Below are 13,884 nucleotides of genomic sequence, written 5' to 3' on the forward strand. Positions count from 1 at the left end.
ACATATCGATAAGTCTGACCCCGTGTCCTTCGACCGGCGCGCCCTAGCGGTAGGGGGCGTCGGCTTCAAGGTTGGCTGCGATAGCCCGTTCCCACTTGTCACCATTGCTGAGCAGCTTGGCCTTATCGTAGAGCAGCTCTTCGCGGGTTTCGGTGGCGTATTCGAAATTCGGCCCTTCGACGATGGCATCGACTGGGCAGGCTTCCTGACAAAACCCACAATAGATGCACTTGGTCATGTCGATATCGTACCGGGTGGTGCGGCGGCTGCCGTCGTCACGCGGTTCGCTTTCAATGGTGATTGCCTGCGCCGGGCACACAGCCTCGCACAGCTTGCACGCGATGCAGCGTTCCTCGCCATTCGGATAACGCCGCAGCGCGTGCTCACCGCGGAAGCGGGGCGAGAGCGGGGCCTTCTCGAAGGGATAGTTGATCGTAACCTTGGGCTTGAAGAAATACTTCAGCGTCAAGGCGTGAGCCTTGAGAATTTCCCAGAGGGTGAAGGATTTGATGAGGTGGGAGACGGTGGTCATGACTGTCCTCTCACAGCGGTCGGCTGTGCGGGAGTGGCTTGAACGAAATCAGTGGTATTTGCAGGCGCAGTTGGCGCTCTTGTGTCGAAATGCCCCGTCGCCATCAGCCACCCGCTGGTGACCACGACAAACAGCAGGCTCATAGGCAAAAACACTTTCCAACCGAGGCGCATCAGCTGATCGTAACGGTAGCGCGGCACGGTCGCCCAGATCCAGCTGAACATCAGGAAGAACGCGAAGGTCTTGAGCAGGAACCACACGATACCCGGGACCATGTAGAGAGGCGCCCAATCAAGCGGCGGCAACCACCCGCCCCAGAACAGCAACGTATTCAGCGAGCACATCAGCAGGATGTTGGCATATTCGCCAAGCCAGAACAGCGCGAAGCTCATGGAAGAATATTCGGTCTGGTAGCCCGCGACGAGCTCGCTTTCCGCCTCGGTCAGGTCAAACGGAGCGCGCGCGGTCTCGGCCAGCGAGGAGATGAAGAACACCACCCACATCGGAAACAGCAGCGGATGCACCACATAGCCGTTGATAATGCCAAGCCCGAACCCGCGCTGCGCCTCGACAATCCCGCTCATGTTAAAAGTGCCGGCAAACAGCACCACGCAGACCAAAACGAAGCCGATCGAGACTTCGTAGGAAATCATCTGCGCCGACGCGCGCATCGCCGAAAAGAACGGGTATTTGGAGTTCGACGCCCATCCCGCCATCACCACCCCGTAAACCCCCATCGAGGAAATCGCGAGGATGTACAGCAAGCCGACATTGACGTCTGCTAGCACCACACCCGCAGAGAACGGGATTACTGCCCAGGCCGCCAAAGCCACAGTGAACGTGATGATTGGCGCGAGCAGGAAAATGCCCTTGTTCGCGGCGCTCGGGATGATGGTTTCCTGCAGAAACACCTTCAAACCATCAGCAAAACTTTGGAGCAGCCCAAATGGCCCGACCACATTGGGCCCACGCCGAATCATGATCGCGCCCAGCACCTTGCGGTCGACGTAGATCACCATGGCGACGCTGAACATGACGAGCAGCGAGATCACAATGATCCCGGTCAGCGTCGCGACGGTCCAGGCCCATTCGTAGCTGAGACCGAGTGATTGGAAGAAAGCGGTCATCAGTCTCCGCCTCCACAACCACCACCATCACAGGACCCAGCATCTCCGCCGAACATCCCGATTTCACCGCCGCCATCGCCCGCACTGCGGTGCATATCCATTCTGTAGGTTGCTTTATGGAGGCGCATCAGCCCGATAAAGATCACAGCGAAAACTGCGATCAGCCCAATCGCGATCAGCACTTCAGAGGGATTACTCATTCGGCCGCCTCCTTCACTTCCACACCGTGCAGGAGTTCATCCGAACAGCACTGCATCACCTCGCTGGCGCGGGCGATGGGGTTGGTGAGGTAAAAGTCCTTGATGGGGTAGCCCGCAATCTCGCCTTCGGCCTTGGCGCCGCTGTCGGCCTTGGCGAGCGCGCCGTAATCCGCGAGGCCCTCTTCGCCCAGCGCGGGCACGGCGGCGATCATCTTGGCCTGCAACGCTCCGAAGCTATCGAAGCCAACGGTTACTCCCAGGGCATCTGCGAGTGCGCGCAGGATCGTCCAGTCTTCGCGCGCATCGCCGGGGGCGAAGACGGCCTTTTCTGCAAACTGCACCCGGCCTTCCGTGTTGACGTAGGTTCCGTCCTTCTCGGCATAGGATGCGCCCGGCAGGATAATGTCCGCGTGATGCGCGCCCTTGTCGCCGTGGTGGCCGATATAGACCTTGAGGCTGCCGCCAAACGCACCGTAATCCATCTCGTCCGCACCGAGGCTTAGAAGCACCTTGGGCGCAGCGTCGGCGATGTCCGCCATTCCGCCCGGAAGGGTGAAATCGAGCATCAGCGAAGCCATCCGCGCTGCCGAGATGTGCAGCACATTGAAGCCGTTCCAATCGTCCTTCACGAGGCCGAACTTGTCGACCAGCTTGAGCGCCGCCGGAAGCGCACCTTTGGCTAGCGCCGCCGCGCCGAGGATCACCGCCGGGCGCTTGGCTGCCTTCATGACGTCACCCAACTCCTTGGGGATGCGGTTGAGCAGCTTGAGATCGGAGCCGAGGAAAGTTGCCGGGAAGGTGGTTTCCCACTCCGGCCCGACGACAAAAACCTTGGCCCCCGCCTTGACCGCCTTGCGCAGGCGGACGTTGAGCAGTGCGGCTTCCCAGCGGACCTTGCTGCCGACGATCAGGATCGCATCGGCCGTCTCGATGCCTGCAAAGGTGCTGTTAAAGTTCACCGCCGCAAGGTTCGACACGTCATAGGTCATGCCGGTCTGGCGCGCTTCGGTCAGTTGCGATCCGCAGGCGTTCACCAAAGCCTTGGCGGCAAACATCGTTTCGGCATCGAGCAAATCGCCCGCCACCGCCGCGATGCTGGCTGTGTTGCCCTCAAGCGCGCCCGCGATCATGCCGAAGGCTTCGGTCCACTCGGCAGGCTGCAACCGGCCATCACGGCGCACCCACACGCGGTCCAGACGACGCTTGGTCAGGCCATCGACCTGATAGCGGCCCTTGTCCGACAGCCACTCTTCGTTGACGTCGTCATTGATACGCGGCAGCGCGCGCATGACTTCGCGGCCCTTGGAGTGCAGCGTGATATTCGCCCCCACCGCGTCCGACACATCGATGCTGAATGTCTTTTTCAACTCCCACGGCCGCGCCTCGAACGCATAGGGCCGTGAGGTCAGCGCGCCGACCGGGCACAGGTCGATTACGTTGGCCGAAAGTTCGTGCGAAGCCGCCTGTTCCAGATAGGTCGTGATCTGCATATCCTCGCCGCGGTAAAGCGCGCCGATTTCGTCCACGCCCGCAATCTCTTCGGAAAAGCGTACACAGCGGGTGCAGTGGATGCAGCGGGTCATGATCGTCTTGATCAGCGGGCCCATGTATTTCTCGGTCACTGCGCGCTTGTGCTCACGCCCGTAACGTGATCCGCCGCGACCATAGGCGACGGCCTGATCCTGCAGATCGCACTCGCCGCCCTGATCGCAAATCGGGCAATCGAGCGGGTGGTTGATGAGCAGGAACTCCATCACCCCTTCACGAGCCTTCTTGACCATGGGCGAGTCGGTACGGATTTCCTGGCCATCACTGGCCGGCAGCGCACAGGAGGCCTGCGGCTTGGGCGGCCCCGGCTTCACTTCAACCAGACACATCCGGCAGTTGCCCGCGATGGAGAGGCGTTCGTGATAACAGAAGCGCGGGATTTCCTTGCCCGCCAGCTCGCACGCCTGAAGCACAGTCGCCCCCGCCGGGACTTCGATTTCGAGGCCGTCTACGGTGACTTTAGGCATTACTCGGCGGCCTCCGCAAACTGCGCGTTGTGCTCGTGAATCCGCCGCTCCAGCTCGGGCCGGAAATGGCGGATTAGCCCCTGGATCGGCCACGCCGCCGCATCGCCGAGCGCGCAGATGGTGTGGCCTTCGACCTGCTTGGTGACTTCGTGCAGCATGTCGATTTCCTCAATCGCCGCATCGCCGGTGCGTAGACGCTCCATCATGCGCCACATCCAGCCCGTGCCCTCGCGGCAGGGGGTGCATTGGCCGCAGCTTTCATGCTTGTAGAAATAGCTGAGGCGGGCAATCGCGCGGACGATGTCGGTGGATTTGTCCATGACGATCACCGCCGCCGTACCGAGGCCCGAGCCAAGCTCCTTCAGCCCGTCAAAATCCATCGGTGCCGAGCGGATCTGTGCAGCCGGAACAAGCGGCACAGAAGAACCGCCGGGGATCACTGCGAGCAGATTGTCCCATCCGCCACGAATGCCGCCGCAGTGCTTTTCGATCAGCTCTTCAAAGCTGATTCCCATTTCTTCTTCGACCACACACGGCTTTTCCACGTGACCCGAGATCTGGAACAGCTTGGTGCCCTTGTTGTTTTCACGTCCAAAGGACGAAAACCACGACGCGCCGCGCCGCAGGATCGTCGGCGCGACCGCGATGCTCTCGACGTTATTGACCGTGGTCGGGCAGCCATAAAGCCCAGCGCCCGCCGGGAATGGCGGCTTGAGCCGCGGCTGGCCCTTCTTGCCTTCCAGGCTTTCGATCATCGCGGTTTCTTCGCCGCAGATGTAGGCGCCCGCGCCGCGGTGCATGAACACGTCGAAGTCGTATCCCGCCCCGCAGGCGTTCTTGCCGATCAGGCCCGCGTCATAGGCTTCGAGGATGGCCTTTTGCAGCGTTTCGGCCTCGCGAATATATTCACCGCGCACGTAGATATAGGCCGCCCTTGCCCGCATGGCAAAGCCGGCGACCAGCGCGCCTTCGACCAGCTTGTGTGGATCGTGGCGCAGGATTTCGCGATCCTTGCAGGAACCGGGTTCGGATTCATCAGCGTTGATGACGAGGAAGCTGGGGCGGCCATCGCGCGATTCCTTGGGCATGAAGCTCCACTTCAAACCCGTAGGGAAGCCCGCCCCGCCGCGCCCGCGCAAGCCTGACGCCTTCATCTCTTCGATGATCGCCTCCGGCCCGCGTTCCAGCAGCGCCTTGGTTCCATCCCAATCGCCGCGCGCTTGCGCTGCCTTCAGCCCCCAGTCCTGGAAGCCGTAAACATTGGTGAAGATGCGATCCTTATCGGCGAGCATCATTGCGTCCTTCGCTATTGGCCTTGTGCTTGGCGCGCTTCAACCGCACCAGCGATACCACTTGAAATACGAGCCCCAGACCCATCAGGATCACACCCATTTCGAACGGCCCAAGTGCGGTCACCATCGCCCCCAAGGCGAAGCCCGACAGGCCGAGCACGGCAAAGGCCAGTGTCACCGAATTCATCCGATCGCTCCCGATTGCCACAGCCCCGCCAGCACCGCGATGATGAGCAAGATCACGCCCACGCGGACCAGGCCCATCAGCAGCTTGTAGGCAATAAACGCTAACAGCAGCGCGCCGAGGAGGGAGACGACTCCGGTCACCATTCACCCCGGTAATCGTGGTTGGCGCTGACCATGTCCTTGAGCGTGGTCGGCCCGCCCGAAGGTTCCGACGTATGCCGTTCCGGCTCCTGCGTGCCTGCTTTCGGCGTCTCGCCCGCTGCGAGCGCATCCAACACCGCGTTCAGACGTTCGGGCGTCAGGTCTTCGTAATTGTCGTCGTTGATCTGGACCATTGGCGCGGTGGCGCAATTGCCCATGCATTCGACTTCGGTGAGGGTCCACAGGCCGTCTGCCGAAACATGGCCCTTTGCCATCCCGCGCTGCTTGCAGGCGGCGATGATGTCGTCGCTGCCGCGCAACATGCAGGGCGTGGTGCCGCACACCTGCACGTGGAATTTACCCACGGGCTTCAAGTTATACATGAAGTAGAAGCTGGCGACTTCGAGCACGCGGATCACCGGCATGCCCAGATATTGCGCCACATATTCGATCACCGGCAGCGGCAGCCAGCCCTGCGTATCAGTCTCCGCACCAACCTGGCGCTGGGCAAGATCAAGCAGCGGCATCACAGCCGATTTCTGGCGGCCTTCCGGATACTTGGCGATGTGCCAATCGGCAGTTGTCTTGTTTTCCGGCGTCCATTCGAACGCGCTCCAGCGGGCGCGCAGTTCAGGGGTGTCGGGAGCGGGGGTGCGGTCAGCCATGATCGAGGCCCTTCCTCTGACCCAAATTCCGGCCTGCGAAAAGAAGCACAACCGAGAACAGCAAGACAGCAATTGCCTCAATGCCCCAATAACCAAGGATGTCACCGACCGGATAGCAAATGAAAGCGATCACAGCGACCAGCCAGGTTTTTTCTTTAGCCGACATACTCACCGGTCACACTCCCCGAACACCACGTCGATCGCGCCCAGAATGGCGGTCGCGTCGGGCAGCATGTGGCCCTTGCACATGAAGTCCATCGCCTGAAGGTGACTGAAGGCCGTGGGACGGATCTTGCAGCGGTACGGCTTGTTGGTACCGTCGCTGACCAGATAGACGCCGAACTCGCCCTTGGGGCTTTCGGTCGCCACATAAACCTCGCCCGCCGGCACGTGGAAGCCTTCGGTATAGAGCTTGAAGTGGTGGATCAGGCTTTCCATCGACTGCTTCATCTCGCCGCGCTTGGGAGGAGACACCTTGCCATCAGTGCTGGCAATCGGCCCGGTCGGCATATCGCGCAGACACTGACGGATGATCTTGGCGCTTTCGTAAACTTCCTTCACGCGCACCATGAAACGATCATAGCAATCCGAATTGGTGCCGACCGGAATGTCGAACTCCATGCGGTCATACACGTCATAGGGCTGGCTCTTGCGCAGATCCCATGGAATGCCCGCCGCGCGGATCATCGGGCCGCTAAAGCCCCAGGCAATCGCGTCTTCACGACCGACGATAGCGATATCGACATTGCGCTGCTTGAAGATGCGGTTGTCCAGCACGAGGCTCATGGCGTCCTCGAACAGCTGGAAAAACCGGTTGTCGAGCCAGTCCCCGATGTCCACCAGCAGCTTTTCCGGCACGTCCTGGTGCACGCCGCCGGGGCGGAAATAGGCGGCGTGCATGCGCGAGCCCGAGACTCGCTCGTAGAAATTCATGCAATCTTCACGCAGGTCCATGATCCACAGGTTCGGCGTGAACGCACCGACATCAAGGATATGCGCGCCCATGTTCAGCATGTGATTCATGATACGCGTGAGCTCGGCAAAGAGCACACGGATATACTGAGCGCGCAGCGGCACCTCGAGATTCAGCAGCTTCTCGATGGCCAGCACCCAGGTGTGCTCCATGCTCATCGGCGAACAGTAGTCGAGGCGGTCGAAATAGGGGAGCGCCTGAAGATAGGTCTTTTGCTCGATCAGCTTCTCGGTGCCGCGGTGCAGCAGGCCGATATGCGGATCAATCCGCTCGATCACTTCGCCGTCCAGTTCCATCACCATGCGCAGCACGCCGTGCGCCGCCGGGTGCTGGGGGCCAAAATTGATGGTGTAGTTGGAGATCACCTCGCCGGTGGTGGTGAGGGAATCTTCGCGTTGCATGCTCATCGTCCGCCCTCCTTCGAGGTGGGATCGGGGGCACCGGGAGCGGGCTTGCCCGTTTCCTTCTGATCGGGCGCGCCGGGCGCGACCCGCTTGGCGGCCGCCTTATTCGCTTCTTTGCCCGCACCCGTTTCAGTCGCCTTTTCGGTGACCTTCACTTCGGTGACAGTCGACTCCCCGCGTGATTTCTCATCACCCGGCAGCACGTAATCCGCACCTTCCCACGGCGACAGGAAGTCAAAGCTGCGCATTTCCTGCGCAAGCTCGACAGGTTCATACACCACGCGCTTTTCCTCTTCGGAGTAACGCAGTTCGGTGTAGCCCGTCATCGGGAAGTCCTTGCGGAACGGGTGCCCTTCAAAGCCGTAATCGGTGAGGATGCGGCGCAGGTCCGGGTTGCCCGCAAAGGTCACGCCGAACATGTCGAACACCTCACGCTCAAGCCAACCAGCATTGGGCCACAGCGTCGTCACCGTCGGCACAGGCGTGTTCTCGTCCGCCGAGCACTTGACCATGATGCGATGGTTCTTGGTCAGGCTCTGGAGCATATAGACCACTTCGAACCGTTCCGCGCGCGAAGGGTAATCCGCGCCGGCGATCTCCATCAGCTGCTGGTAAGCGTGATCATCGCGCAGGATTTCCAGCACACGCGCAATCGCGTCGCGTTGAACCCGGAAGATCAGTTCGCCATGCGCTTCATGCGCCTCGATCAACCATACGCTGATGCTCTCGCTCAGCAGCTGAGAGACGCCGTCATTGGACGCATATTTCGGGGCGGAATGGAGTACTGCCACAGGCCTTGCCCCTATCGTTCGATTGTGCCGACGCGGCGAATCTTGCGCTGCAACTGCATCACGCCATACAGCAACGCCTCTGCGGTCGGCGGGCAGCCGGGGACATAGATGTCAACCGGAACGATCCGGTCACAGCCACGCACAACGCTGTAGGAATAGTGGTAATAGCCGCCACCGTTGGCGCAGCTGCCCATGCTGATCACATATTTGGGATCGGACATCTGGTCATAGACCTTGCGCAGCGCCGGAGCCATCTTATTGCACAAAGTGCCGGCGACGATCATCACGTCAGACTGACGCGGGGACGCACGCGGCGCCGCGCCGAACCGCTCCATGTCATAGCGGGGCATATTCACGTGGATCATCTCGACCGCGCAGCACGCAAGGCCAAAGGTCATCCACCACAGCGAGCCGGTGCGCGCCCACTGAAACAGATCTTCGGTCGAAGTAACAAGGAAGCCCTTATCATTAACTTCGGTCTGCATCGCGGTGAAGTAAGATGCATCGGGCTGGCGCACCTCACCGCCTTTCGCGGTGGTCAGCGCAGAGATATCCGGAAGTCCTTGGGGAGGAGTAACGATGGTATTCATTCCCAGTCCAACGCCCCTTTCTTCCATTCATAGGCCAGCCCGACCGCGAGGATGAACAGGAACACCATCATCCCGCCCCAACCAGTCCAGCCGGTTACATCCAGGCTCACGGCCCAAGGAAACAAGAAGGCCGCCTCAAGGTCGAACACGATGAAGCTGATGGCGACCAGATAAAAGCGCACGTCAAACTGGCTTCGCGAGTCCTCGAACGCAGGGAAGCCGCATTCATATTCGGAAAGCTTGTCAGCGCCCGGATTGTGCGTACCGGTCAGGCGCGAGACCGCCATCGGTGCCACAACGAAGAGCACCGACAGCCCGAAAGCAACGAGCACGAATAACAGTATCGGAAGATACTGGCTGAGATCGATCACGGCGGTGTCCAACTTGTTAATCCCGACGCCGCCCTAAGCCTCTCCCGCCCGGGGTGCAAGCCTGCGACTCGGGCAAAACCCCCTACGCCTGTTGCATGAAATCGAACAAAGGTTGCGAAGCGCCGCCGTGGTCGCCGGCGTCTACTTCATCATGCGAGCCGCCGCCGCGTCCGTCGCCTTGCCATAGGGTGGCTTCAACCCGGCCAGCTTGGCGATATCGATCTTGGGTTGCTGGTAGACCGCGCGGGCATGGCTGAATTCGCGGAAGCCTTCAATCGCATGGTAGCTGCCCATGCCTGATGGCCCCACCCCGCCGAATGGCAGGTCTTCCATCGAAACATGGAACACCACGTCATTGGTGGTCACACCGCCAGAGATCGTACGGGTAAGAACACGCTCCTGTTCGCCCTTGTCCTCGCCGAAATAATACAGACCGAGCGGGCGGTCATGGTCATTGATGTAGTCCACCGCCTGATCGACCGCCTTGTAGGTCATCACCGGCAGAATGGGACCGAAGATCTCCTCCTGCATCGCAGCCATGCCGTCGTTCACATTCTTGAGGATGGTAAGCGGCATCTTGCGCTGGTTGGCATTGGCGAAGTCTTCGCCTGCCGGGTTCACCTCGATCACCTCGGCGCCCTTGTCCTTGGCGTCCGCGACAAGACCCTGCAACCGCTCGAAGTGCCGGTCAGAGACGATGGAGGCATAATCGTCATTGTCCAGCAAGCGGGGATACATCGCGCTGGCGGCGCTGACCACGCCGGCGACGGCTTCGTCCTGCTTGTCCTCTGGCACCATCAGGTAATCGGGCGCGAGGCAGATTTGCCCTGCATTCATCATCTTGCCGATGGCAATGCGCTCGCCCGCCTTGGCGAAGTCTGCGCTGCGGCCAAGGATGACCGGCGACTTGCCGCCAAGCTCAAGCGTTACCGGCACCAGATTGGCCGCGGCAGCCTGCATCACCCGGCGCCCGGTCGCCGTCGAACCGGTGAAGACGAGGTGATCGAATGGCAGCGAAGAAAAGGCGGCGGCGACCTCGGGGCTGCCGGTAACAACGGCAACTTCCTCTGGCGCGAAATACTCCGCAGTCAACTGCGCCATCAATTCGCTGGTGCGCTCGGTGAATTCCGAAGGCTTGATCATTGCCCGGTTGCCCGCAGCCAGAACCTGCATCAAGGGGCCGAAGGCGAGCTGGAGCGGGAAGTTCCACGGCGAGAGTATCCCGATTACGCCCTTGGGTTCATAACGCACCTCGGCCCTGGCCCCCAGCAGCCCCAGCGGAAACTGCACCTTGCGCTTGTCCGGTTTGGCCCAATTGTCGATATTCTTCAGGGCGTGATGGCCCGCACCCACCGTAGTCGCGATATCGGTGAGCATGGACTGCGCGTAGGAACGGTTGCCGAAATCGGCGCTCATCGCCTTGGCGAATTCCTCGGCATGATCCTTGATCAACGCCATCGCACGGCGGATGCGGTCTTTCCTGAGGGAGATCGGCTCAGGCCGCGAACCGGTGAAAGCGGCGCGTTGGCGCGCTAGCAAAGTTTCGAGTTCATCGCGGCGGTCATCGGCCATGTTGTTCTCCCATTAAAACCTGGTCGCATCTTGGCGGATGCGTTTTCATTTGCGACCTGTCTTTGCGCAAAGGCACCGCCATGGCAAGACGCTTCCCCTCGCCCCCAGCGATAGCCGGCGTGATTGCCTTTGACGCATGGCAACATTACATCGCGCGCAAGCCAACCCCTTTCGTCACGCAAGGATTTTGCCATGACCCATCTTTCTCCCGCCGACCCGATCGTGATCCTGTCCTTCGCCCGCACGCCCATGGGTGCGATGCAAGGCGCATTGGCCGATGCCTCCGCGACCGATCTTGGGGCCGTTGCGATCAAAGCTGCAATCGATCGGTCGGGCGTTGCGGGTGAGGATGTGGACCGTGCCTACATGGGCTGCGTTCTTCCCGCTGGCCTTGGCCAGGCGCCTGCACGTCAGGCTGCGATCAAGGCAGGCTTGCCGCTTTCGGTCGAAGCCACCACCGTCAACAAGGTCTGCGGCTCCGGGATGCAGACCGTCATCATGGGCAGCGAAGCCTTGGCCAGCGGTACCGTCGACATCGTGGTGGCCGGCGGGATGGAGAGCATGACCAATGCGCCCTACCTGCTGAAAAAGCACCGTTCGGGCGCGCGCATGGGTCACGATACCGCCTATGACCATATGTTCCTCGATGGACTGGAAGACGCATACGAAGCGGGCCGCGCCATGGGCACCTTTGCGCAGGACACCGCCAATGATTACCAGATGACCCGCGAGGACATGGACGCCTACACCATCGAGTCGCTGGCCCGCGCCAACCGTGCGATTGCCAGCGGCGCATTTTCCGATGAGGTTGTTCCCGTCACAGTCGTAACCCGCGCAGGCGAAGTGACGATCGAGCATGACGAAGCGCCCGGCAAGGGCCGCCCTGACAAAATCCCGCAGTTAAAGCCTGCCTTTGCCAAGGACGGTACGATCACCGCAGCGACATCAAGCTCGATTTCTGATGGCGCCGCAGCGGTGGTGTTGACCCGCGCCAGCGTGGCCGCGGCGAAGGGCTTTGCGCCCGTCGCTCGCATCGTGGCGGTAGCCTCTCACGCACAGGCACCCTCGCAATTCACCACCGCACCGATCCCGGCGATCCAGAAAGTGCTCGCCCGCGCCGGATGGGGCGTTGACGATGTCGATCTGTTCGAAGTGAACGAAGCATTTGCGTGCGTGGCGATGTTCGCGATGCGCGATCTTGGCATCGGCCACGACAAGATCAATGTGAACGGCGGCGGCACTGCACTGGGCCATCCCATCGGGGCAAGTGGCACGCGGATTATCGTGACGCTGCTCAACGCGCTCAAGCAGCAGGGCAAGACCCGCGGTGTGGCATCGCTGTGCATCGGTGGCGGCGAAGCAACCGCCGTTGCGGTCGAATTGATTTAATCCGGCCGCGCCGGGCGGCGTTATTCGTCGCCCGGCAGCGGATCGGAGCCCCACAGGCGCGTCGCGCTGATCCAGCCCTTGCGCCCGGCAATATCGACCTCACACCAACCTGTGCGGCATCTCTTGATCCGGCTCACGACCCCGGCCTCCGCCCGCCAACTCAGTGGCGAGGCACTGCTCGGTTCGGCCCGTACCTCTGCAAGGCCCCTGCCGATGACTAAGGCGCCCCGTTTGGGATCGAGTTGGCTTGACGCAATCCAGCCCTGTGTGCCTTCGTGATCTTCAACCAATCGCCAGCCTTCGCGCACACGCACGACCTTTATGGGCATACCTTTTCGCAGGTACACCCAGCTGACAGGGTACTCCGCACTCGGCCCCACACGCATGTTGACGCGTTCATAGCGCAAGCTTGCCCAGTAAGGCAGCGTGCGGTTCTGCGCACTGAGCGGCGCGATAACAAATGTTGCGGCCAGCATCAGCACAACGCCAAGAGTCGCAATAAATCGGGTTCCCTGCATGATAAAAACGATAGCGCCTAAATCTCTGCGGATTCAAGCAGCACGTATGCATCCGCGCCTTGACCGCGCGGCCCCTGTGGCATTAGCCCATCGGCCATGACTCAGCGCCTTCCCCGCCCGCTCGCCAATGCTCCGCGCGTGATCGTAACCCGCCATCTGATGCCGGAGATCGAGGCACGGATGCACGAACTGTTTGATGTGGTGCTAAACGAGCCGGATGTTCCGCTGACCCGCGAACAGCTGGCGCAAGCAATGCAGGATTGCGACGTTCTTGTGCCGACGGTCACCGACACAATTGATGCCGATTTGATCGCCGGCGCAGGCGAACGCCTCGGGATGATCGCCAATTTCGGCGCTGGCACCGAGCATATCGATCTGGCCGCAGCCGCAGCGCGTCGGATCCTGGTCACCAACACGCCTGGCGTCTTTACCGATGATACCGCCGATATTGCGATGGCCGGAATCATCGGCGTGCCGCGCCGGATTCGGGAAGGTACGGGGCTGGTGCGCAGCGGCAAATGGACCGGCTGGGCGCCTTCGGGCCTGCTGGGAAGAAAGCTGGCAGGCAAGGTGCTGGGCATCGTCGGCATGGGACGTATCGGTCAGGCCGTTGCCCACCGCGCCCGCGCTTTCGGGCTTGAGATCGCCTATACCAATCGCAAGCCGCTGCCCGAAGCGCTCGAACGGATGCTGGGCGCGCGTTATGTCGCCAATGTCGATGCGCTGATGGCGGAGGCAGACATCCTCACCCTGCACTGCCCGCTGACGGAGGACACACGGCATCTGGTGGATGCGCGCCGGATTGCCTTGATGAAGCCCGGTAGCAGCATCATCAACACCGCACGCGGTGAGCTGATTGATCATGAAGCCTTGATCGCAGCGCTGGAATCCGGGCACTTAGCTGGCGCGGGGCTCGACGTGTACCCGGACGAACCCCACGTCGATCCGCGCCTGATCGCGCATCCCAATGTCATGACCCTCCCACACATCGGCAGCGCCACCGCCGAAGGACGCGAGGATTCGGGCCACAAGGTCATCGCCAATATCCGCATGTGGGCCGACGGGCACCGCCCACCCGATCAGGTGCTAACGGCGCTGGTGCGGAACTGAAAACCACC

At 61.3% G+C, this 13,884-nt stretch carries 17 protein-coding genes; 2 read left to right on the forward strand and 15 right to left on the reverse strand.

What is annotated here, in order from left to right; genetic code table 11:
* Positions 1-43: 43 nt before the first annotated feature.
* The 14 genes from nuoI to ACRANW_RS10805 all read right to left on the reverse strand — a co-directional run bounded on the left by nuoI (position 44) and on the right by ACRANW_RS10805 (position 10,859).
* Positions 44-532, reverse strand: a complete 489-nt coding sequence (nuoI, locus tag ACRANW_RS10740; RefSeq protein WP_479431782.1) for an NADH-quinone oxidoreductase subunit NuoI — start codon at positions 530-532, stop codon at positions 44-46.
* A complete protein-coding gene (gene nuoH / locus ACRANW_RS10745) occupies positions 529-1,659 on the reverse strand; it encodes an NADH-quinone oxidoreductase subunit NuoH (protein WP_479431783.1) in 1,131 nt (376 codons plus the stop codon). The genes nuoI and nuoH overlap by 4 nt, the downstream gene beginning before the upstream one ends.
* Positions 1,659-1,859, reverse strand: a complete 201-nt coding sequence (locus tag ACRANW_RS10750) for a hypothetical protein (RefSeq protein WP_479431784.1) — start codon at positions 1,857-1,859, stop codon at positions 1,659-1,661. Before ACRANW_RS10750 ends, nuoH begins: the two co-directional genes overlap by 1 nt.
* Positions 1,856-3,874 carry an NADH-quinone oxidoreductase subunit NuoG gene (gene nuoG, locus ACRANW_RS10755; protein ID WP_479431785.1) on the reverse strand — a complete coding sequence of 673 codons (2,019 nt, stop codon included), beginning with the start codon at positions 3,872-3,874 and terminating at the stop codon, positions 1,856-1,858. The genes ACRANW_RS10750 and nuoG overlap by 4 nt, the downstream gene beginning before the upstream one ends.
* Positions 3,874-5,166 carry an NADH-quinone oxidoreductase subunit NuoF gene (nuoF, locus tag ACRANW_RS10760; RefSeq protein ID WP_479433923.1) on the reverse strand — a complete coding sequence of 431 codons (1,293 nt, stop codon included), beginning with the start codon at positions 5,164-5,166 and terminating at the stop codon, positions 3,874-3,876. The genes nuoG and nuoF overlap by 1 nt, the downstream gene beginning before the upstream one ends.
* On the reverse strand, positions 5,153-5,353 hold the full coding sequence (locus ACRANW_RS10765) for a hypothetical protein (protein ID WP_479431786.1): 201 nt from the start codon (positions 5,351-5,353) through the stop codon (positions 5,153-5,155). Before ACRANW_RS10765 ends, nuoF begins: the two co-directional genes overlap by 14 nt.
* Positions 5,350-5,496: a hypothetical protein gene (locus ACRANW_RS10770; protein WP_479431787.1), complete on the reverse strand. Its 147-nt coding sequence runs from the start codon at positions 5,494-5,496 to the stop codon at positions 5,350-5,352. The genes ACRANW_RS10765 and ACRANW_RS10770 overlap by 4 nt, the downstream gene beginning before the upstream one ends.
* Positions 5,490-6,158: an NADH-quinone oxidoreductase subunit NuoE gene (nuoE, locus tag ACRANW_RS10775; protein WP_479431788.1), complete on the reverse strand. Its 669-nt coding sequence runs from the start codon at positions 6,156-6,158 to the stop codon at positions 5,490-5,492. The genes ACRANW_RS10770 and nuoE overlap by 7 nt, the downstream gene beginning before the upstream one ends.
* Positions 6,151-6,330: a hypothetical protein gene (locus tag ACRANW_RS10780; protein WP_479431789.1), complete on the reverse strand. Its 180-nt coding sequence runs from the start codon at positions 6,328-6,330 to the stop codon at positions 6,151-6,153. Before ACRANW_RS10780 ends, nuoE begins: the two co-directional genes overlap by 8 nt.
* Positions 6,327-7,538, reverse strand: coding sequence for an NADH-quinone oxidoreductase subunit D (locus ACRANW_RS10785; RefSeq protein ID WP_479431790.1), 1,212 nt, complete (start codon positions 7,536-7,538; stop codon positions 6,327-6,329). Before ACRANW_RS10785 ends, ACRANW_RS10780 begins: the two co-directional genes overlap by 4 nt.
* Positions 7,535-8,326 carry an NADH-quinone oxidoreductase subunit C gene (locus ACRANW_RS10790; protein WP_479431791.1) on the reverse strand — a complete coding sequence of 264 codons (792 nt, stop codon included), beginning with the start codon at positions 8,324-8,326 and terminating at the stop codon, positions 7,535-7,537. Before ACRANW_RS10790 ends, ACRANW_RS10785 begins: the two co-directional genes overlap by 4 nt.
* An 11-nt stretch (positions 8,327-8,337) precedes the next feature.
* A complete protein-coding gene (locus ACRANW_RS10795) occupies positions 8,338-8,811 on the reverse strand; it encodes a NuoB/complex I 20 kDa subunit family protein (RefSeq protein WP_237440826.1) in 474 nt (157 codons plus the stop codon).
* 101 nt (positions 8,812-8,912) lie between these two features.
* Entirely contained in the window at positions 8,913-9,287 is a 375-nt protein-coding gene (ndhC, locus tag ACRANW_RS10800; protein ID WP_479433924.1) for an NADH-quinone oxidoreductase subunit A, read from the reverse strand.
* 141 nt (positions 9,288-9,428) lie between these two features.
* On the reverse strand, positions 9,429-10,859 hold the full coding sequence (locus ACRANW_RS10805; RefSeq protein ID WP_479431792.1) for a coniferyl aldehyde dehydrogenase: 1,431 nt from the start codon (positions 10,857-10,859) through the stop codon (positions 9,429-9,431).
* Positions 10,860-11,051: 192 nt separating this feature from the next.
* Between ACRANW_RS10805 and ACRANW_RS10810 the strand changes: the two genes are divergently transcribed.
* On the forward strand, positions 11,052-12,248 hold the full coding sequence (locus ACRANW_RS10810) for a thiolase family protein (RefSeq protein WP_479431793.1): 1,197 nt from the start codon (positions 11,052-11,054) through the stop codon (positions 12,246-12,248).
* Positions 12,249-12,268: 20 nt separating this feature from the next.
* On the opposite strand, the gene ACRANW_RS10815 is transcribed toward ACRANW_RS10810, so the two are convergent.
* Complete coding sequence (locus ACRANW_RS10815; protein WP_479431794.1) at positions 12,269-12,766, reverse strand: SH3 domain-containing protein; 498 nt, start codon at positions 12,764-12,766, stop codon at positions 12,269-12,271.
* 96 nt (positions 12,767-12,862) lie between these two features.
* Here ACRANW_RS10815 and ACRANW_RS10820 point away from each other — a divergent pair, with 96 nt between their 5' ends.
* Positions 12,863-13,876, forward strand: coding sequence for a 2-hydroxyacid dehydrogenase (locus ACRANW_RS10820; RefSeq protein WP_479431795.1), 1,014 nt, complete (start codon positions 12,863-12,865; stop codon positions 13,874-13,876).
* Positions 13,877-13,884 lie beyond the last annotated feature (8 nt).

The organism is Erythrobacter sp. 'gip.4 top 5' (assembly GCF_056495765.1).